Annotated in this window: 22 protein-coding genes; 1 reads left to right on the top strand and 21 read right to left on the bottom strand. The window is 37.0% G+C overall.

The genetic code is table 11. The annotated features are described in order from the left end of the window. Positions 1 to 78 precede the first annotated feature (78 nt). Positions 79 to 1,158, top strand: a complete 1,080-nt coding sequence (locus tag BM102_RS03310; protein ID WP_090478888.1) for a GGDEF domain-containing protein — start codon at positions 79 to 81, stop codon at positions 1,156 to 1,158. Positions 1,159 to 1,170: 12 nt separating this feature from the next. Here BM102_RS03310 and BM102_RS03305 read toward each other — a convergent pair whose 3' ends face one another. From BM102_RS03305 to BM102_RS03205, 21 genes are all read right to left on the bottom strand, one after another. After that, positions 1,171 to 2,055 carry a ribonuclease E/G gene (locus BM102_RS03305; protein ID WP_090478886.1) on the bottom strand — a complete coding sequence of 295 codons (885 nt, stop codon included), beginning with the start codon at positions 2,053 to 2,055 and terminating at the stop codon, positions 1,171 to 1,173. After that, positions 2,045 to 2,761: a TIGR03936 family radical SAM-associated protein gene (locus tag BM102_RS03300; protein ID WP_090478883.1), complete on the bottom strand. Its 717-nt coding sequence runs from the start codon at positions 2,759 to 2,761 to the stop codon at positions 2,045 to 2,047. The genes BM102_RS03305 and BM102_RS03300 overlap by 11 nt, the downstream gene beginning before the upstream one ends. Then, a complete protein-coding gene (locus BM102_RS03295; protein ID WP_090478880.1) occupies positions 2,751 to 4,616 on the bottom strand; it encodes a TIGR03960 family B12-binding radical SAM protein in 1,866 nt (621 codons plus the stop codon). The genes BM102_RS03300 and BM102_RS03295 overlap by 11 nt, the downstream gene beginning before the upstream one ends. Before the next feature lie 7 nt (positions 4,617 to 4,623). Continuing rightward, entirely contained in the window at positions 4,624 to 5,904 is a 1,281-nt protein-coding gene (gene hisIE, locus BM102_RS03290; protein ID WP_049960256.1) for a bifunctional phosphoribosyl-AMP cyclohydrolase/phosphoribosyl-ATP diphosphatase HisIE, read from the bottom strand. A gap of 22 nt (positions 5,905 to 5,926) precedes the next feature. Then, positions 5,927 to 6,520 carry an imidazoleglycerol-phosphate dehydratase HisB gene (hisB, locus tag BM102_RS03285; protein WP_044934491.1) on the bottom strand — a complete coding sequence of 198 codons (594 nt, stop codon included), beginning with the start codon at positions 6,518 to 6,520 and terminating at the stop codon, positions 5,927 to 5,929. 75 nt (positions 6,521 to 6,595) lie between these two features. After that, positions 6,596 to 7,882, bottom strand: a complete 1,287-nt coding sequence (gene hisD, locus BM102_RS03280; RefSeq protein WP_090478876.1) for a histidinol dehydrogenase — start codon at positions 7,880 to 7,882, stop codon at positions 6,596 to 6,598. Then, positions 7,869 to 8,528, bottom strand: a complete 660-nt coding sequence (gene hisG / locus BM102_RS03275; RefSeq protein ID WP_033154127.1) for an ATP phosphoribosyltransferase — start codon at positions 8,526 to 8,528, stop codon at positions 7,869 to 7,871. Before hisG ends, hisD begins: the two co-directional genes overlap by 14 nt. After that, positions 8,525 to 9,514 (bottom strand): ATP phosphoribosyltransferase regulatory subunit, encoded by a 990-nt coding sequence (gene hisZ / locus BM102_RS03270; RefSeq protein ID WP_044934496.1) that lies wholly within the window; start codon positions 9,512 to 9,514, stop codon positions 8,525 to 8,527. Before hisZ ends, hisG begins: the two co-directional genes overlap by 4 nt. 119 nt (positions 9,515 to 9,633) lie before the next feature. Continuing rightward, on the bottom strand, positions 9,634 to 10,164 hold the full coding sequence (locus BM102_RS03265; protein ID WP_090478873.1) for a Holliday junction resolvase RecU: 531 nt from the start codon (positions 10,162 to 10,164) through the stop codon (positions 9,634 to 9,636). After that, positions 10,151 to 11,086: an RluA family pseudouridine synthase gene (locus BM102_RS03260; RefSeq protein ID WP_090478869.1), complete on the bottom strand. Its 936-nt coding sequence runs from the start codon at positions 11,084 to 11,086 to the stop codon at positions 10,151 to 10,153. Before BM102_RS03260 ends, BM102_RS03265 begins: the two co-directional genes overlap by 14 nt. Next, positions 11,055 to 12,953, bottom strand: coding sequence for a YgiQ family radical SAM protein (locus tag BM102_RS03255; protein ID WP_090478867.1), 1,899 nt, complete (start codon positions 12,951 to 12,953; stop codon positions 11,055 to 11,057). Before BM102_RS03255 ends, BM102_RS03260 begins: the two co-directional genes overlap by 32 nt. Positions 12,954 to 13,021: 68 nt before the next feature. Beyond that, positions 13,022 to 13,735, bottom strand: a complete 714-nt coding sequence (locus BM102_RS03250; protein WP_044934504.1) for an ATP synthase subunit B family protein — start codon at positions 13,733 to 13,735, stop codon at positions 13,022 to 13,024. A 5-nt stretch (positions 13,736 to 13,740) separates the two neighbouring features. Next, positions 13,741 to 14,229: a pantetheine-phosphate adenylyltransferase gene (gene coaD / locus BM102_RS03245; RefSeq protein WP_033154133.1), complete on the bottom strand. Its 489-nt coding sequence runs from the start codon at positions 14,227 to 14,229 to the stop codon at positions 13,741 to 13,743. Position 14,230: 1 nt separating this feature from the next. Further along, a complete protein-coding gene (gene rsmD, locus BM102_RS03240; RefSeq protein ID WP_090393933.1) occupies positions 14,231 to 14,782 on the bottom strand; it encodes a 16S rRNA (guanine(966)-N(2))-methyltransferase RsmD in 552 nt (183 codons plus the stop codon). 13 nt (positions 14,783 to 14,795) lie between these two features. After that, a complete protein-coding gene (locus tag BM102_RS03235; RefSeq protein ID WP_044934508.1) occupies positions 14,796 to 15,275 on the bottom strand; it encodes a CinA family protein in 480 nt (159 codons plus the stop codon). Between the two features lie 2 nt (positions 15,276 to 15,277). Then, positions 15,278 to 15,820, bottom strand: coding sequence for a CDP-diacylglycerol--glycerol-3-phosphate 3-phosphatidyltransferase (gene pgsA, locus BM102_RS03230; protein WP_090479071.1), 543 nt, complete (start codon positions 15,818 to 15,820; stop codon positions 15,278 to 15,280). 11 nt (positions 15,821 to 15,831) lie between these two features. Then, positions 15,832 to 17,160 (bottom strand): 30S ribosomal protein S12 methylthiotransferase RimO, encoded by a 1,329-nt coding sequence (gene rimO / locus BM102_RS03225; RefSeq protein ID WP_090478864.1) that lies wholly within the window; start codon positions 17,158 to 17,160, stop codon positions 15,832 to 15,834. Positions 17,161 to 17,163: 3 nt separating this feature from the next. Beyond that, entirely contained in the window at positions 17,164 to 17,406 is a 243-nt protein-coding gene (gene rpoZ, locus BM102_RS03220) for a DNA-directed RNA polymerase subunit omega (RefSeq protein WP_044934512.1), read from the bottom strand. Between the two features lie 2 nt (positions 17,407 to 17,408). Continuing rightward, positions 17,409 to 18,044, bottom strand: coding sequence for a guanylate kinase (gene gmk / locus BM102_RS03215; protein ID WP_044935020.1), 636 nt, complete (start codon positions 18,042 to 18,044; stop codon positions 17,409 to 17,411). After that, entirely contained in the window at positions 18,040 to 18,300 is a 261-nt protein-coding gene (locus BM102_RS03210; protein WP_044934514.1) for an extracellular matrix/biofilm biosynthesis regulator RemA family protein, read from the bottom strand. Before BM102_RS03210 ends, gmk begins: the two co-directional genes overlap by 5 nt. 1 nt (position 18,301) lies before the next feature. After that, on the bottom strand, positions 18,302 to 19,180 hold the full coding sequence (locus BM102_RS03205) for a YicC/YloC family endoribonuclease (protein ID WP_242942894.1): 879 nt from the start codon (positions 19,178 to 19,180) through the stop codon (positions 18,302 to 18,304). Between the last annotated feature and the right edge of the window lie 22 nt (positions 19,181 to 19,202).

The raw sequence follows: 19,202 nt of genomic DNA, 5'->3' as shown, positions 1-19,202 counted from the left end.
GAGGCTGACGTTATTTACATTGCATGCAATTAAAATTATAATAAAATATATAATTTATACAACACCGGGGTATAAAAGATGCCTATTAAAAAGCTTAATGAATGGATAAAAAAAGCGCCAGCTTATAGTGAAGATTCCAGTAGTATGATATCTCTTGTTAGATATCTTCTTTGTGCGTGGATTCCTTATTATTGTGCTATTCTGATTTATACCATTATAAGAGGCTACTTTTTATATTCAGTAGTTTTATCGATAGCTGTCGTGATATATGCTATTGCATTAAATCTTTCCTATAAAATTAGAGTTCGCGCATGCGCTTTCATAGTTATTCTTACAACAATAGCATCTACTTATGTTCTTACATATGGATTTGGATGGCGATGTTCTTTTCAAAATATGATATATATTGCTTTCCTAGTTCTCTGGTATGATGCTATGAGTTCATTAAAAGTAAAAATAAGTCTGAGCTTGATAATAACAGCTATATTTCTTTCACTATCAACTTTAACTCCTTTTGGAGGTACAATCCTAAATCCTGATTCATTAGAATTTAGATTATTAGTCTGGGTAAATATAATAGAATTTTCTATTTGTCTTTCTCTCACAGCATACTTCTACTGCACCTTATATGTAGATGTTGAAAGAACACTTCGTATTAATAATAAGCAGCTTAAGTTGATGTCTGAAACAGATACACTGACAGGTCTTATGAATCGACGTTTTGCTCAGAATGAATTGAAAGATATTGAAAAAGCAAAAGACATTTCATTTATATCTATAGCTATTGGCGATATAGATTTCTTTAAAAACATTAATGATACCTATGGCCATGATTGCGGTGATTATGTTCTTTCGGAGCTGGCTGAGCTTTTCAAGTCTTCCATGACTCTTCCAAATTTTGTGGCACGTTGGGGCGGAGAAGAATTTTTATTTGTGTTTGTAAATAAAAATGGGGATGAAGCTCTTTTGCTATTGGAAGATTTAAGAAATAAGGTTAGAAATTTTGATTTTAAATATAAAGATAAAACCTTTAATGTGACAATGACCTTTGGCTTGGAAGAATATTCAAGAACCATCGGAACGGTATCAACCATTGAAGCGGCTGATAAAAAATTATATTTTGGAAAACAAGCAGGAAGAAATAGAGTCGTTTTTTAGGCTCTATTTCTTTTATATTGTAAAGGTTGAAAAGATTTTACTGCGGGTAACCTCAAGTAGGCCCAGATTTGAAAAGCCGTGGATGGTAATTCTAGAAATATCCTCGTCAATCAAGCTGTTTGCTACTTCAATCAATTTCTCTTCTGCTGCTTTTGAAACTTTAAGTAGGTCTATAAGGATTATTCCAGATATAGAACGTAATCTGATTTCCCTGAAAGCTGCTTCCAGTGCCTCTACATTAACCTCAAATGGATTTTGTTTTCCGTAGTTTTTGCCGGAATTGACATCGATTACAGTCAAAGCTTCTGTTGGTTCAATTACGATGTTCCCGCCAGATTTCAAATGACAGATTCTAGAACAAATATTATCTAATAGTTTAGTTAATCCATAGAGATTCCATAATGATAAGGAATCATCGATGTAATATCTAAATGATGGATTAGCTTCATGGATGTCAGGCATATCGGTAATAACTTCGGTGTCAGAATCACAATATTTACCTAAATAATAGTTTATGAATGTAGGATTCTCAGTATAGTCTTCCTGCTTTATGAAGTTACAAGAATATGGCTTTGTGCCTTTTCTATCCTGATATATCTGTACATAGAATTGATCTTCCTGGCAAACTTTTTTCTTGTCGGAATGCCTTGTGACATAAGAATCTGGAATAAGCTTTTTATTCTCGATATATCCTTTTGTGTTTGAATCAAGCTTTAGGATACAACCGTCTACATCGTTAAGCACTTTTTCTACTGTAGCAAGGTATACCTCGCCGATTTTGGTGACATCCAGATTGATTAAATCTACTGGCTTATCATTTTCATCAAAAGAAACAAGGAGCCGAAGCTCCTTATCTAAATATATTCCTGTTGTAATTACAACTTTTTTAATGTTCATCTCCTATTTCTCCTAGAGAAACAAAGCTGTCTGGTTCCCCTGTGTACATATCTACACGCTGAATATCTAAGGAAAGCTCATCAAATTCAGGCAAACCTAAATACTCGTGAAATGCCTTAATAACAAGCTCTGGCTTGATATTGTCAGTGCTTCCGCTTGAAAGAAGCAAGTCGTATACAGGAACGTTATCCTTTACTTCAAGGTTGAAGCGATAAATTAATGGCTTTAAATCAAGCTCTCTTTCGCCCTTTTTGGTTTTCTTAACAATGTTTATAGAAGCAGCTTCATCAAAAAACTTTTCTTTTAAATCGATGATGTTTTCGATGTAACAAGCATCATCCTTAGGATTTTTATAGGTAACAATATAGCTTGCTGCAGTCACAGCGCTCATGCATTTTTCAGCATTATCTGGAAGATATTTAAAGCCTGTAATTGTAAGGCCTTCTACCATATTTTGATTAAGGCTTTCAAGGCCTTCTTTGGAAGATACTTCTTGTTTTAAATCGATATCCATATATTCGCCTGTAGATGTAAGTCCTACACCAAGAGGTGCTGCAAAGGACATTATCTGATGAGGATTGAAACCTTCTGAATATCTTATTGGGAGATTTGCTCTTTTTACAGCCTTCTGGAAAAATCTCATTAAATCCAAATGGCCAACATATCTCATTATTCCTGTTTTTTCAAATTTAACTCTAACGCGCATTGTGACATACCCCCGAACCTATAGATTTTGCGCCACATCCACTGCAGCCCATCTTACAATTTGGAGTAACCTTGCCAGCCATGGCGTTATTCCATTCTCTCTTTAAGAAATCTTTTGTTACATGGCAATCGATGAAATCCCATGGGAAGATTTCGTCTAAATCACGCTGTCTGTATGCATAAAAATCAATTGAAATATTGTTTTTCTCAAATGCAGCAAGCCATTTATCAAAATCGAAGTATTCACCCCAAGCATCAAAGAAGCATCCACTATTGTATGCATCTAAAATAGCTGGGCAAAGACGTCTATCACCGCGAGCAAATACACCCTCAAGTACAGTAACATCAGAATGATGCCAATTGTATTTAAGCGACTTTTGATTAAGCTGTGCCTTCATTTCGTCATTTACAACCTTAGCGCGACGGAGATATTCTCCTGCTTCGTACATAGGAGCCCACTGGAATGGTGTAAATGGCTTTGGAACAAAGAAAGATGTAGATATAGTAATCTGACATCTGCCCTGACGCTGTTCCTTTGGAACTGTATCATAGTATGCAGCAGCAACTTCATTTGCAAGTTGAGGAATGGCTTTCATGTCCTCGTCTGTTTCACCAGGCAAACCTAACATAAAGTAGAATTTAACCTTGTTCCAGCCGCCCTTAAATGCAAGTGTAGCACCGCCGATAATGTCTTCTACTGTAAGTCCTTTATTAATGACATTACGCATTCTTTGAGAGCCTGCCTCTGGAGCAAATGTAATACTTGATTTACGAACATCCTGAACCTTGCTCATTACATCCAAAGAAAATGCATCAATACGCAAGGATGGTAACGATACATTTACACCCTCTGATAAACAATCATCAATGAGGAAATCCATAAGCTCACCAAGTGCATGGTAATCACTAGATGAAAGGGAGCTAAGGCTGATTTCTTCATGGCCGGTAGATGCTAATAATTCTTTGGCCTGGGCCTTCAAAACATCAACGGATTTTTCACGATTTGGACGATAAATCATTCCTGCCTGACAGAAACGACATCCACGGATACAACCACGCTGTATCTCAAGCACAACTCTGTCCTGGATGGCACGAACAAATGGAATAAGCATCTTTGTAGGATAGCTAGATGAATCCATATCTTTTACAACCTGTCTTTCAACAGTTGCAGGAACGTCATCGTAGATAGGCTTGAAATATGCTATTGTTCCATCTTCCTTGTATGATACTTCATAAAGTGATGGTACATAGATGCCAGGAATATGGCTGGCTTCTCTGAGGAATGTTTTTCTATCAAAACCATTTTTCTTGTGTTCTTTGTAAAGCTCGAGAAGTGTTGGATAGCTAGTTTCGCCCTCGCCAACGTATACCAAATCAACAAAATCGGCGATTGGCTCTGGATTTGTGGCGCAAGGACCACCAACAATAACGACAGGATCGTCGTTTTCTCTTTCGCTGCTTAATAATGCAACTCCAGCTAAATCAAGAATCTGCAAAATGTTTGTATAACACATTTCGTACTGAAGTGTCATACCGATAAAATCAAAGCCCTTGATAGGGTCCTGTGATTCTAACGCAAAAAGAGGTATATTACGCTCTTTCATCAGATTATGTAAATCTGGCCATGGCGAATATACCCTTTCACAATATGTATCCTGACGCTTGTTAAGCATATCGTAAAGGATGGCAATTCCTAAATGAGACATGCCAACTTCATAGACATCAGGAAAGCACATGGCAAATCTGATGTCTACGTCAGCAGGATTTTTGATTACGCTATTAAATTCATTGCCGATATAACGTGCAGGCTTATCAATCTGCATCAGAATATCGTCTGGTAATGCTAATTTCTTCATAAATAAATTATCTTTGAGCTAACTCCGATGTGATGTCTTCCCATGTGACGCCTTTTTCAGCCATGAGAACCATCATATGATAAAGGAAATCAGATATTTCGTATTTAGTCTCCTCAGGGTCAGGATTCTTAGCTGCAATAACGATTTCTGTAGCTTCCTCTCCCACCTTTTTAAGGATTTTATCAAGTCCTTTATCGAATAAATAATTTGTGTATGAGCCTTCCTTTGGATTCTTTTTTCTATCCATAATGACGGCATAAACATCTTCGAAAACCTTAAGTGGATTTCGCTCAACATACTCCTTTTTAACTATTTCGTTGAAGAAGCAGCTTGGTGCGCCAGTATGACATGCTACTCCAACTTGAGAAACTTTCGCCAAAATAGTATCAAAATCACAATCAGCAGTCAATGACTTGACGTACTGTGTATGGCCACTTGTTTCTCCTTTAACCCAAAGAGCTTTTCTTGAACGAGAATAATAAGTCATCTTGCCAGTACGTATTGTAGAGTTCAATGATTCTTCGTTCATGTAGGCAAGCATGAGAACTTCGCCTGTCTGAAAATCCTGAACTACAACAGGTACAAGGCCATCTGAGTTTGGTTTTAAATCTGACCAGCTAAGCTTTGGCTCAAAATTGTCCATTTTGATGCCAGAATCTGAAAGCTCGCTCTTTAACTGCATGATATCTGTATCGGTATCATTGATAAAGGCACCAGAGATTCCCCTGATTTGATCTGATTTAAGTAATTTCTCTACATATGCAAAATCATTGTTATCAACCTGGACTATGTATGGAATGCTTGTGATATTTTCAAGACCCTCTAAAAGAGTGGTGTTCATGATTAAAAGCTCGTGAACATTATCCTGAAGGAAATCTTTTGTTTTGAAAAGGAAATCTACAGTTGAAAGTGAAACAAGCATTTTGTTAGCACCAAATCTTGCAGATGCTTCTTTTATTAAGTCGATTGTCTCAGGCTTTGAACCATTTAAAATGACTTCGATACAGCCAGCATACAAAAGCTTTTTAACGTCCTCAAGACGCTTAATATTTCCACCGCCTGCTGTCTTAACCTGAACGTTTCGATTAATCTCTCGGATTGCTAAAATGTTTTTCTCGTGCTCTTCATCTGTAGACGATAAATCGTAGCAAATGATTTTATCGATTCCGCTATCATCATAAACAGATGCAAGCTCTAATACGTCCTTTTTATTTTCAAGCTCTGTTGGACTTTTAACTGCCATTCCATCTTTGATGTAGATGGTGGCAACTATATTTTTGTGCTCCATTGTAAATACCGCTCCTTTAATACTAGATTGAACCCTTTGTTGTCATTGTATCTGCAATTCTAGGATCAATAGTGGTTGCCTGGTCTAAGGCTTTTGCAAAAGCTTTAAAAATCGCTTCACACATATGATGAGAATTGCCTGGTGTTAAAACTTTGATGTGAAGGTTCATAGCTGCAGAATATGAAATCGCATAGAAAAATTCTTTTACCATTTCTGTGTCCATATATCCTATTTTTTCTGTAGGAAAATCTGCTTCAAAGGATAAATATGGGCGATTGCATAAATCTACTGCAACAAGAACTAAAGTCTCATCCATAGGAAGAATGCAACTACCGTATCGCTTCATGCTCTTTTTGCTACCGCATGCTTTTTTGATAGCATTGCCTAAAACTATACCTGTATCTTCGATGGTATGATGGCAATCTACCTGCAAATCCCCTCTGATTTCTGCAGTCATATCAAATAAGCCATGTCTTGTAAATGCATCAAGCATATGATCAAAAAATCCAATGCCTGAATTTACCTGACAGTTACCTGAACCATCTATTTTAAAATCGATGGTAATGTCTGTTTCTTTTGTTTTTCTAGCAACACGTGCTCTACGTTCTTCCGACATAACACCGCCCCAAATAATTATTTTTACAACCTTTTTTATTATACCTAAATATTACAAAATATTAAAGTAACTATATTACTCAAAACGCACTTTAATTGAGTTGGCATGAGCTGTGAGTTGCTCGTTGTTTGCAAACTTAACAATGTCAGGATAAACCTTTTCTAATGCTTCCTTTGAGTATGAAATAATGCTTGATTTCTTGATGAAATCGTCTACTGATAGAGGTGAGAAAAATCTCGCTGTACCATTTGTTGGAAGCACATGATTAGGTCCTGCAAAGTAATCACCTAATGGCTCAGATGAATACTGACCAAGGAAAATTGCTCCCGCATTTTTTATATAAGTCATATCTTCAAATGGATTTGCGGTTACGATTTCTAAGTGCTCTGATGCAATAGCATTTACGCATTCTATGGCGTCTTTTTTGTTCTCTGCAATCAATAGATATCCGAAGTTATCCAAAGACTTTTGAATGATATCTTTTCTAGATAGTATTTTTACAAAACGCTCTATCTCGCTCTCAACCTGGTTTGCAAGCTCTGCAGATGTTGTAACTAAAATGGCAGATGCCAATTCATCATGCTCAGCCTGTGAAAGTAGGTCTGCAGCTACATAGGTTGGATTAGCTGTTTCGTCTGCAAGTACCAGTATCTCAGAAGGACCAGCAATAGAATCGATTGAAACATATCCAAATACAGCCTTCTTAGCAAGAGCTACAAATATATTGCCAGGGCCAACAATCTTATCTACTTTTGCAATAGATTCAGTTCCAAAGGCAAGAGCTGCTATAGCCTGTGCACCACCACACTTGTAAATTACATCAACCCCGGCTTCATTAGCGGCTACTAGTGTACTTGGGTTGACTTTTCCTTCTTTGTTACAAGGTGTTGTCATGTATATTTCAGGAACTCCAGCAACCTTTGCTGGCATAACATTCATTAGAACCGATGATGGATATACAGCCTTTCCTCCAGGTACGTAAACACCAACTCTTGCAAGAGGAGATACTTTCTGGCCAAGGATAATACCTTCCTCAGATGTAAACCAGCTGTTCTGCTTTTGTTTTGCGTGATAGCTTTCGATGTTTACAAGGGCTTTTCTTATTACCTCGACAAGCTCTTCTGGAACAAGACTGTAAGCCTCTTCTATTTCTTCTTTTGTTACAACAATATTAGTAGAGTTAATATCTGCTCCGTCGAACTGCTTCGTATATGCGAATACTGCTTCGTCTCCCTTTTCACGAACCGTATTTACGATATCATTAACAGTGCTTTCATACTCAGTGTATTGACTAGGACTACGCTTAAGTAGTGATTCTAGTATGTTGTTAATTGTGTCTTTAGTGAGCTTAAGCTTTCTCATTTTCTAATGCTCCCTTCAGCTTTTCAATAAGGTCAGTAATTCTTTCGTTTTCCATTTTCATCGATACCTGGTTTACTACCATTCTGGCTGATAATGGACAAACCTCTTCCAGAACCACAAGACCATTTTCCCTAAGTGTTGATCCGGTTTCTACAATATCTACAATCACCTCAGATAGACCAACAATAGGTGCTAGTTCGATAGAACCGTTTAGCTTTATTATTTCTACTGTTTGATTTTTGATATTATAAAAATAGTCCTTTGCGATTCTAGGATATTTACTTGCTACACGAATAAGCTCATGATGCTTTAACAGCTCTGCTGCTTCTGCTGGTCCACAGACGCACATGCGACATTTTCCAAAGCCAAGATCCAATACTTCATAAATATTTCTATTCTCTTCTAGGATTGTATCTTCACCTACTACTCCAATATCAGCTGCACCGTATTCCACATATGTTGGTACATCAGGACCTTTTGCCAAGAAAAACTTAAGCTTTAAATCTTCATTAACAAAGATAAGCTTTCTTGTATCAGGATCTTTCATTTCTTCACAAGTAATACCAATAGTTTCAAAGAGCTCTAAGGTCTTTTTTGCTAAACGTCCTTTTCCAAGGGCAAATGTTAAATATCTATCTTCACTCATGACTGTCTCCTAAGTGCTAACATTAATTGATCAACTGTAATTGCAAAACCAATGGCTGGAGCTTCCTTTCCAAAGTGGCTTAGGAGGGAATCATATCTACCTCCTTTTACCAAAGGCTCTCCAACGCCATAGGAATATCCTGTAAATATGATGCCTGTATAGTATTTGTATTCAGAAATCATTCCAAGCTCAAATGAGATGTAATCCATCACCTTATTTTTGTTTAAAAGCTCGTAAAGCTTTGTAAGGTATTCCAAGGCATCATATACTTTTTTATATTTCTTTGCCTTCTCCAAATAAGGCGCCCATTCTTTAGGGGAATTCATGATTTTGCCTGTAATATCAAACAAATCTATTAAACCCTTGCTTACTTCTGCTTGCTGCAATAGCTCCTTTGCTCCAAAGAAATTCTTATTTGAGATAAGATTGATAAGCTTTTCTTCCTGGTCATCAGAAAGGTTTGCTGCTTCAATTAATCCTCTAACAACATCGATATGGCCCACGCCAATTTCGAATTCTTTTAAGCCTAGCTTCTTTAACGCATTTACGGTAATTGTAAGAATCTCTGCATCAGCATCTACAGAGCTATCTCCGATAAATTCGCAACCAGCTTGAGTGCTTTCTTTCAATCGACCCTGCAGACTATGATAATTAATAAAAACATTTCCTTCATAGGAAAGCTTCACTGCCTCATCTGTATCCGAAAAATACATTGCAGCAGCTCTAGCTACTGAAGGTGTAATGTCAGGTCTGAGAACAAGTGTATTGCCGTCTCTGTCAAAGAATTTGAACATCTCGTTAGATTTGCAGCTTCCTACTTCTTTTGAAAAAGTGTCAAAATATTCAAATGTAGGTGTAGATATTGGAGAATATCCAGCCTCCTTAAAACACTTTCTAAGATTATAAAGTGCATCCAATCGTTGCTCATATTCGCTGTTATAAATGTCTCGAACTCCTTCTGGAGTGTGTAATGTAAGATTTTTCATTTCGCACCTCTTGTACAAAACTATACTTTAGCGTGATAAAGAACTAAAGTTATTATACTTTAATAAAGCCCCGAAGTCAACATGACCTCGGGGCACTCTATTTCTTAGATTGTAATGCTTTATGTTCTTGAAGACAAATCAATATTTATCATATCAAGATAAGGTACTAGCAGATTAGGCTTTGTGGTAAAGAAATATTTTTCATCAAGCTCTTCTATTCTAAAGCTTTTTCTGCCGCCTTCTTGCATTCTATCCCAGAATTCATTTAGCTTTTCAAAGGTCAGGTAATAATATACATCTCTCTCGCTAAAGAATATCAGAATAAATGCCAGGCCATCTTGTGCCTCCCAATTTCCCATGAAATTTACCTGGTGCTCATGTATGTTTTGGAGAGGGAATGTGTCTTTATTGCACTCTTTTGCATCAAAACACACAGGAATACCTTGGATGGCACCTACATAATCGACAGTGGACTTTTGATCAAAGTAAGCAAGTGTTATATGACCCTTATTATCCATATCAATAGGTGTGATTGGTGTTGGAATCTTTTGAATGAGGGCCAAACCGTTTTCGGCGTACACCTCATTTGTTTTATTAATAAATTCTTCGAATGTGGAACCGCGAAGTCCACGTGATTTATATGTAGCCATTAAACTCCCTTGGTAAATCACAGACAAACTTTCTACCATCTTCAAACTCTATTGAGTACGCATGTAAAAGCTGTCCTCTAACATTTTCTTTTTTATTAATTGATGTGTTTCCGTATTTGTTATCACCTAATATAGGATGACCAATTGAAGCAAGGTGTGCTCTTATCTGGTGGGTTCTTCCTGTGATTAAGTGAATCTCCAGCAAGGTAAATTTATCATCGACATGGGATATAGGTCTATAAGCTGTTTTAATAGGCTTAGAATCCTTTGTTTCGTATTGTGTTATAGAAACCTTATTAGTTGCTTCATCCTTTGATAAAAAGCCTTCTATCTGCTGCTCATTGTCGATGTCGCCGAGTACAACTGCACGATATAATTTCTTACAGCTACGCTCCTTCAAAGCTTCCCCTAGTTCCTGGGCAGCCTTTAATGTCTTAGCAAATAAAACGATGCCTGAAGTATTTCTATCCAGCCTGTTGCATATGCTAGGGTGAAAGTGCTTGAAGCTTTCTTCTGTAAGGCCTTTTTCGTTTATCAAATAAGATATAGCCATCTCATTAATCGAGACATCTGATGGTGTATCTTTTTGAGACTTAATACCAGCAGGCTTGTTGATGATAATCATTTCATCATCTTCGTAAATCACATTGATATTATGGTCTACTTCTTTAAGAGAATAATACAATTCATCTCTTTCTCCAGCTCCAGTCATTTTTGCATATGTTTCATCCGAAAACCAAATCTTTACAATATCGCCAGTATTTAGTTTTTCTGTGCCATCAGCTTTTTTATCGTTAAGTGTGATGTTCTTTTTACGAAGCATTTTGTATATAAAGCTGGAGCTTGCTTCGCTAAGAACACGTTTCAGATATTTGTCAAAACGCTGATTACTATCGTTTACGTCTATTTTTAGTTCTTTCATTTGTCTTACTTTGTTTTCCAGAAGTCTGTTTTCTAGTATTTTTATTATTCTTTTTGAATTCCTTGCCTTTAATCTTTCTAGGTGGAATCAAGCATTCTTCTCCAAATCCAATCAAATCCTCTCTTCCAGCTTTGATAAGAGCTTCTTTTACGAGATCATAGTTTTCAGGTCTCTTGTACTGTATAAGAGCTCTTTGCATTGCTTTTTCATGAGGATTCTTGCATATATAAACGGGCTTCATATCCCTTGGGTCAATCTCTGTATAGTACATTGTTGTAGAGATTGTGCTAGGTGTTGGATAGAAATCCTGTACCTGTTCTGGTGATAAATGATGGTCGCGAAGATACTCTGCCAAGGCGATTGCATCATCTAATGTGCTTCCCGGATGAGAACTCATCAAATATGGCACCAAATACTGCTTTAAACCAAGCTCTTTATTAATCTTGGCATATTTATCGCAGAAACTATTGTAAACGGAAATATCAGGCTTTCCTAAGTAGCTGAGTACATTGTTTGAAATATGTTCTGGAGCCACCTTCAGCTGGCCACTAACATGATACTTACACAGGTCACGGAGGAAGGTGTCGTCTTTGTCATACATTACATAATCGAATCTGACTCCGGAACGTACAAATACTTTTTTTACCTTTGGAAGCTTGCGAAGCTTTGTAAGAAGGCTTACATAATCCTTGTGATCTACTTCTAGATTAGGACATTTTGTAGGGAATAGACACTGTCTATGCATACATACGCCCTTTTCCATCTGCTTTTTACAAGAAGGATTCCTGAAGTTGGCTGTTGGTCCACCAACATCATGGATATAACCCTTAAATTCTGGATCCTGAGTTATAAGCTTTGCTTCATTTATAATAGATTCATGGCTGCGTGATTGAATAATTCTACCCTGATGGAATGTTAAGGCACAGAAATTACATCCTCCGAAGCAGCCGCGATTACTAATCAATGAAAACTTAACTTCTTTGATAGCTGGGATACCACCATCTTTTTCATAGATAGGATGATATGTGCGCATATATTCTATAGCATATACATCATCCATCTCCTGTCTTGTTAAAGGCTTCTGAGGTGGATTTTGAATTACATACATTGCGCCATCGTAAGTCTCAACCAGTTTTTTGGCTGTGAACGCATCCGTATTTACGTACTGAGTATAGAAGCTTTTAGCGTATGTTGCCTTATCAGATTTAATATCCTCATATGATGGTAATATAATTGCATCCTCGGTAAAAGATTTGTCACGAGTTTTGAATACAGTGCCATCGATATATGTAATATCCTTTACATCCATTCCAGATGCAAGACAATCAGCTATTTCTACCACAGAACGCTCCCCCATTCCATAAGAAATCAAGTCCGCACCAGAATCTAAAAGTATAGAACGACGAACCTTATTTGACCAATAGTCGTAATGAGCAAGTCTTCTAAGGGATGCTTCTATTCCACCTATAATAATTGGTTTCTTTTTGTATGTGTGTCTAATTAAATTACAGTAAACAACGGTAGCATAATCTGGCCTAAGACCAATTTTGCCGCCTGGAGAATAGTTGTCGTAATCTCTACGGTGCTTTGAAACACTATAATGATTTACCATTGAATCCATGTTTCCTGCACTAACAAAAAAGCCGAGTCTTGGCTCGCCAAGTATATTGATAGAATTATCGTCCTTCCAGTCTGGCTGAGCAATAATTCCCACTGTATATCCATGTAATTCAAGTATACGGCAGATAATTGCAGCACCAAAGGATGGGTGGTCTACATAAGCATCTCCACAGACGTAGACAAAATCTAGCTGTTCAATGCCTCTATCTTTCATATCTTGCTTACTAATTGGTAGAAATTGTGCCATATAAACCTCTTAAATAAAATAAGCCAACTGTATGTAATACAAGTTGGCTGTAAAATCTAAACTTATGATTATTCCTTGTTAAAGAACTGCTCAGGAATATCAAGTGCTGGTAAATCCTCATCAGCATCATTACCGTTTGAAGTGACATCTGCCTGCTGTTGTGGAGCTGGCTCATTCACAGCTGCATCACCTGTAGAATCTAAACTCTGAGCTGGATCAGAATCGCCGTCATTTAATGAATCAGGAACAAGCGCTGCTCTGTTTCCATTAACTGTATCTAAGTAAACCTGCATTGTGCCAAGGAATGCCTCGTCACGTGCTCTTGTTGTGTCAATTGCATTTGCAAGTATAGTTTGGATATTTGCTAATAGCTCATCTGTATAAGCGATAGCACCCATTCTGATGTTGTTAGCATCTTCTGTAGCTCTATCGATTTTCTCTTGAGCGTTTTTCTGCGCAATAAGAATAACTTCATTAGCCTGAGCATATGCTTGCTGCATAATTTGATGTTCAGAAACAAGTTCGTTTGTCTGAATCTGTGCCTGACTAATTATTTCATCAGCCTTTGCTTTTGCATCTGCAAGAATCTGTTCTCTGTTTGCAATCATTCGCTGATATTTTCTGATTTCATCAGGAGTCTTTGTTCTAAGTTCCTGTAAAAGTGATTCAAGCTCGTCCTTGTTAACTACGATTTTGTTTGTAGAAAAAGCAGATGGCTTACAATCATCAATATAAGCTTCGATTTCGTCAATGATATCTTCAATTTTGCTTGTACTTGCCATGGTAATTACTTCTCCTTGTCTTTAATTTTGGCTTCTATGAGAGGTATAACCTGAGGTGGAACAAATAGGCTGATATCTCCTCCATAAGACGCAAATTCCTTTGCGACTGTAGAACTCAAATAAGAATATTTTAAAGATGTAGGCATAAATAAAGTCTCTAAATCAGGATATTGAACTTTATTAGATTGAGCTATTTGAATTTCGATTTCAAAATCAGTAACAGCTCTAAGCCCTCTAATTATTACCTGTGCATCCTTTGCCTTTGCAAAGTCTACGGTAAGTCCTTCGAAAGAATCGACCTTAACATTGTCTAAATTTTCAGTCAATTCTCTTATCATGTTAACACGTTCATCAATGGAAAACAACGGATTTTTTTGCTTGTTATTTAAAACGCCAACAACAAGTTCATCACAAAGCTTGCTAGCCCTTTTAATAATGTCAAGATGCCCATAAGTGATTGGGTCAAAGCTTCCTGGATAAATTGCTCGTCTCATTTTACGCCTTCTTTAAAAATATATGCTTATTAGTCTTGTATAGTTTTTCTTTGGTAATTGTATAGCCTAATTCTGAAACATAGTCTATATCTGTATCAAGACTGGCTTCTACTATAATGGTGGTTTCGTTAGAAATATAGCTTTTGTTTGCCAATACTTCTAAAACCTGTTTTTCTATAAGTTTGTTATATGGAGGATCCATAAAAACAAAATCAAATTCTTCATTTCCATTTAGCTTGTTCAAAGCTGAAAATACGTCCTCTTTGTAAAGTGTTGCTTCATCTGTGAACTTTGCTTTGGATAAATTATTTTCGATGCATGAGATGGCTGTTTTATCTTTTTCTACAAAAACAGCTTCACTTGCTCCTCTACTAAGAGCTTCGATACCCATTTGACCGCTACCTGAAAACAAATCTAAGAATCTGCAACCAGGTATATCAAAAGAAATCATATTAAATAATGTTTCTTTGATTCTATCAGAAGTAGGTCTGGTGCCGAGGCCTTCGGGAGTCTGTAAATTCATCCCACGTTTACTTCCGGAAATTATTCTCAAAACTATTACCTCATTATATGTTAAGTTCTCTCATGCATTCATCTAGAAGCTGGAATGCGAGATTTGTAGCCTGCGCTCTAACCTCTGTTCTGCTTCCAGTCAAATGCAATTCTTTAACCTTTACGTTGGACTCACCATATGAACATCCAATATAAACTAGGCCTACTGGCTTAGTTGGAGAACCACCTCCTGGACCAGCTATACCGGTTGAGGATAAACCGAAATCAGCCTTTGCCTTTTTCTTGACTCCGATAGCCATTTCTTTTGCAGTCTGTTCACTAACAGCACCGTAAGCCATAAGTGTTTCATCTTTTACGCCTAAATTCTTGATTTTGGCCTCGTTGGAATATGTAACATATCCTTCATTGAAACAATTTGAAGCTCCTGGAAAATCTACAATAGAGCTTGCAATCATACCACCTGTACAAGATTCAGAAGTTGACACTGTAAGCTTGTTAGCTATCAATCTTTCAAGAATATTGGAAATTTCCATAATTAGTTTTGCTCCTTGAGAACTTCACTATTCTGGTAAATGTATATTACAAGTGAAAGAACTGTAAGTACAAGTGATACCCAAATTAACACCTGTCCTAATACCTGCAACCAACCAAATGGAAGGTTTGCAACAAGGATGATAATCATAATCATCTGTGAAACAGTCTTAAGCTTTCCGAAAATGTTTGCAGCTATAACAACACCATTCTCAGCAGCTATAAGTCTAAAGCCGGAAATAATAAACTCTCTTGCTACGATAATAATAACAATCCAAGCATATAACTGGCCTGTAGAAATAAGACAAATCATTGCTGAGCAAACTAAAAGCTTATCTGCCAATGGGTCCATAAACTTTCCAAAATTTGTAACAAGATTGTATTTACGTGCAATCTTTCCATCTAACATATCTGTTAGAGACGCTACAATAAAGATTAAATCAGCAATAATACGAAGTGCTTGATTTTCAGGGTTGATAAGTAAAAATAAAACAAAAAAAGGAATAAGTACAACTCTGAATAATGTAAGTTTGTTAGGTAAATTCATTTCCTTTAAATTCATAACTTTACATCTCCTATTAAATCATATTCGTCAAAACCTGTAACTTCAACATCTACGAACTGTCCGCTGGTAAGTTCAGTATCGCTATTTACAAAAATAAAACCATCTACTGAAGGTGTGTCGCGATATGTTCTACCTATAAAGACTCCATCTTCTGGAAGCTTTCCTTCGATGAAAACTCTCAGTGTTCTTCCGATGTATTTTTTATTGTTAGATAAAGATATATCTTTTTGGCAAAGCATAACCTCATCTAACCATTTTTTCTTTAAATCTTCATCTACTTGATTGTCCCAAGTAGCAGCTACAGTACCTTCTTCTTTTGAGTAGGCAAAAGCGCCAAGTCTATCAAAAGACATATCCTTGATAAACTGTAAAAGCTCTTCATGCATCTCTTCTGTTTCACCTGGGAAGCCACAAATCAAAGTGGTTCTAAGGGAAATATCTGGCATAGCCTTGCGCAATCTGTCTGCTATATTCATAATGTCAGCTTTATTTGTTTTTCTAGCCATATTATGGAGAAGCTGATCATTACAATGCTGTATAGGCATATCGATATAGTGGCAAATCTTTGGCTCAGATGCCATGCATTCTATAAGCTCATCAGTGATTTCCTCAGGGTAAGCATAAAGAATACGAATCCATTCAATTCCATCGATTTCACAAAGCTTGTGAAGAAGATCTGTGAGTGATTTCTTGCCATAAATATCCATACCGTAGACTGTTGTTTCCTGTGCAACAAGAATGAGTTCCTTTACTCCATCTGCAGCCAACTGTTTTGCTTCTGCCAAAAGCTTTTCCATAGGTACAGAGCGATAATCGCCGCGTAAGAATGGAATTATACAGTAGGTGCAGCGTTTGTTGCAGCCTTCAGCAATCTTAAGGTACGCATAGTGACCACCTGTTGTAAGAACTCTTCGGCCATCCTTAGGAAGCCCTTTTAATTCTTTCTTGAAAACAGGCTTTTCACCGTTCTTTTCTAAGACTATATTGATTGCATTAACTAATTCATCATAGGAATTGGTTCCGATGATGGCGTCAACCTCAGGAAGTTCTTCAAGAATATCCTCAGTAAAACGCTGAGCCAGACACCCAGAAACAATAAGTCCCTTAAGCTTGCCTGACTCCTTATATGCTCCTAAATCGATGATAGTCTGGATACTTTCCTCCATTGCATCAGCGATAAAAGAACATGTATTAACAACAATGATATCTGCGTCTTCCTCGTTGTCACAAATTGTGAAATCGTGGTCAATAAGATCACCAAGCATATGCTCCGAATCAACAAGGTTTTTATCGCAGCCTAATGAAACAAATAATACATTCATAGGTTAGTTGTTTGCATCCTCATTAATAATTTTAATAGCGCCTTCGTTAAGCTCATTAACAGCGATTGAAAGTGGCTTTTCACCCTTCTGGCAGTTGATGAGTGGCTCAGCTCCGTCGATAATCTGACGAGCACGCTTTGCTGTAGCAGCAACGATTGTGTAACGACTGTTTACAACTGGCTCCTCTCCAACCTCAACATTTTCATTTACCTTTTCCATAAGTTCAACATAAGATGGATGTATCATAATTAATTACTCCTTTCAAATATCTTTAATTCTTCTTGCATTTCTTTAATAGCTGAATGATTTCTTTCTACTCTATAATGTTCAGCCTGAATTATATTATGAACCTGATCTACAGCTTTTTCCAATGAATCGTTTACAATCAGGTAATCATACTTGTCCATGTTTTGAGATTCCTTGCATGAAATTGCTAATCTCTCTTTGATTACTTCATCTGTTTCTGTGCCTCTGCCAACAAGTCTGTTTTCAAGCTCCTTGGCTGATGGTGGCATTGTGAAAAGTAAAAGTGCATCAGGGAACATTTTCTTAACCTGAAGTGCACCCTGGATTTCTATTTCAAGGATAACATCCTTTTTACGCTCGATTAACTGCTCAACGTAAGCACGAGGTGTTCCGTATGAGTTACCATTGAAAGTTGCATACTCAAGTAACTCGTCATTTTCTATCATTTTGTCGAATTCTTCTCTTGTTTTAAAGAAGTATTCTCTTCCATCCTTCTCTCCTGCACGAATATCACGTGTTGTAGCGGAAATTGAAAGATTGTAATCATTAGGATGTGCCTCAAGCAAATGCTTCATGATTGTTCCTTTACCAGCTCCTGAAAAGCCTGAAAGAACAATTACAAGACCTTTATCACTAATCATTGTCTATCTCCTCCTTAAATGAATTATCGCTAATTCTATTTGCTATTGTATCTGGCATAAGTGCAGATAAAACCACATACTCATCGCATATTATCACACATCTAGTGCGACGCCCCTGTGTTGCGTCAATTATGTTGCCTTTTTCTTTTGCATTGGCAACTATACGCTTTGAAGGTGCCGAATCGGAGGTGATCATCGATACAATTTTATTGCTATTAATAATGTTTCCAAAACCTATATTTATAAAAGCCATATTATTCTATATTTTGGATTTGCTCCCTAACCTTTTCGATAAGTGTTTTAAGAGTGATACCGATATCAGCAATTTCAACATCTGTTGATTTTGAAAGAATGGTATTTGCTTCACGATTAAGTTCTTGGGCAAGGAAATCAAGCTTTCTACCAACTTCCTTATCTAAATCAAATACAGATCTTGTTTCTGCTACATGACTCTTTAAACGAACCATTTCTTCATCGATACAAATCTTATCTGCGTACATTGTGACTTCCTGAGCGATACGTGCCTCGTCGATTTTAGTATCATCAAGAAGCTCTTGAATCTTTGAAGTAAGACGAGCTTTGTATTCTTCGATAATCTGTGGACTACGTTTTTCAAGCTTGTCAACGAGAATAAGCATGTCATCCATCTTAGAAACTAAATCAGATTCTAAACGCTGGCCCTCTGCTATTCTTGACTCTACGAATTGATCGATGCAATCTGAAAGAGCTGAAAGCACCAATTCCTTCAGGCTATCTTCATCAGCATCATTTTCTGTAAGCTCAATAACATCTGGAAGACGAACAATGCTGCTAGCCTTCATATCGTTGTCGACACCGAGCTTTTCAGCCATAGCAGAAATAGATTCATAGTATTTAGCTGCCATAGCATCGTTGATAGATACCTGATAGCAGGCATCAGAATGCTCGAGTAAAGTGATGTAAACATCTACCTTTCCTCTAAATATACTTTCGCCAATTTTGTTGCGAACTACACTCTCTAAAAAATTAAGTTTCTTTGGGAGTTTGATATTTAAATCAAGATATCTGTGATTAACAGACTTCATTTCTATTGTGACACGGGCATCAGAATTTTCAGCAAAGCCCTTGCCGTATCCAGTCATACTACGTACCATGTGAAGATGTCTCTCCTTAGAA

Source organism: Pseudobutyrivibrio sp. JW11, assembly GCF_900115355.1.
GTDB lineage: Bacteria > Bacillota > Clostridia > Lachnospirales > Lachnospiraceae > Pseudobutyrivibrio > Pseudobutyrivibrio ruminis.
This window is presented reverse-complemented; position numbering and strand designations above follow the sequence as displayed.

What these genes read in the sequence shown, in the direction of transcription:
- hisD (WP_090478876.1), bottom strand. Translation starts at nt 7,882, where the DNA reads ATGAGAAAGCTTAAGCTCACTAAAGACACAATTAACAACATACTAGAA.
- rimO (WP_090478864.1), bottom strand. Translation starts at nt 17,160, where the DNA reads ATGAATGTATTATTTGTTTCATTAGGCTGCGATAAAAACCTTGTTGAT.
- BM102_RS03295 (WP_090478880.1), bottom strand. Translation starts at nt 4,616, where the DNA reads ATGAAGAAATTAGCATTACCAGACGATATTCTGATGCAGATTGATAAG.
- hisG (WP_033154127.1), bottom strand. Translation starts at nt 8,528, where the DNA reads ATGAGTGAAGATAGATATTTAACATTTGCCCTTGGAAAAGGACGTTTA.
- rpoZ (WP_044934512.1), bottom strand. Translation starts at nt 17,406, where the DNA reads ATGATACATCCATCTTATGTTGAACTTATGGAAAAGGTAAATGAAAAT.
- hisZ (WP_044934496.1), bottom strand. Translation starts at nt 9,514, where the DNA reads ATGAAAAATCTTACATTACACACTCCAGAAGGAGTTCGAGACATTTAT.
- hisB (WP_044934491.1), bottom strand. Translation starts at nt 6,520, where the DNA reads ATGTCGGAAGAACGTAGAGCACGTGTTGCTAGAAAAACAAAAGAAACA.
- coaD (WP_033154133.1), bottom strand. Translation starts at nt 14,229, where the DNA reads ATGAGACGAGCAATTTATCCAGGAAGCTTTGACCCAATCACTTATGGG.
- BM102_RS03235 (WP_044934508.1), bottom strand. Translation starts at nt 15,275, where the DNA reads ATGGAAATTTCCAATATTCTTGAAAGATTGATAGCTAACAAGCTTACA.
- BM102_RS03205 (WP_242942894.1), bottom strand. Translation starts at nt 19,180, where the DNA reads ATGGTACGTAGTATGACTGGATACGGCAAGGGCTTTGCTGAAAATTCT.
- BM102_RS03210 (WP_044934514.1), bottom strand. Translation starts at nt 18,300, where the DNA reads ATGGCTTTTATAAATATAGGTTTTGGAAACATTATTAATAGCAATAAA.
- pgsA (WP_090479071.1), bottom strand. Translation starts at nt 15,820, where the DNA reads ATGAATTTACCTAACAAACTTACATTATTCAGAGTTGTACTTATTCCT.
- BM102_RS03300 (WP_090478883.1), bottom strand. Translation starts at nt 2,761, where the DNA reads ATGCGCGTTAGAGTTAAATTTGAAAAAACAGGAATAATGAGATATGTT.
- BM102_RS03250 (WP_044934504.1), bottom strand. Translation starts at nt 13,735, where the DNA reads ATGGCAAGTACAAGCAAAATTGAAGATATCATTGACGAAATCGAAGCT.
- BM102_RS03255 (WP_090478867.1), bottom strand. Translation starts at nt 12,953, where the DNA reads ATGGCACAATTTCTACCAATTAGTAAGCAAGATATGAAAGATAGAGGC.
- BM102_RS03310 (WP_090478888.1), top strand. Translation starts at nt 79, where the DNA reads ATGCCTATTAAAAAGCTTAATGAATGGATAAAAAAAGCGCCAGCTTAT.
- BM102_RS03260 (WP_090478869.1), bottom strand. Translation starts at nt 11,086, where the DNA reads ATGAAAGAACTAAAAATAGACGTAAACGATAGTAATCAGCGTTTTGAC.
- hisIE (WP_049960256.1), bottom strand. Translation starts at nt 5,904, where the DNA reads ATGGAGCACAAAAATATAGTTGCCACCATCTACATCAAAGATGGAATG.
- BM102_RS03265 (WP_090478873.1), bottom strand. Translation starts at nt 10,164, where the DNA reads ATGGCTACATATAAATCACGTGGACTTCGCGGTTCCACATTCGAAGAA.
- BM102_RS03305 (WP_090478886.1), bottom strand. Translation starts at nt 2,055, where the DNA reads ATGAACATTAAAAAAGTTGTAATTACAACAGGAATATATTTAGATAAG.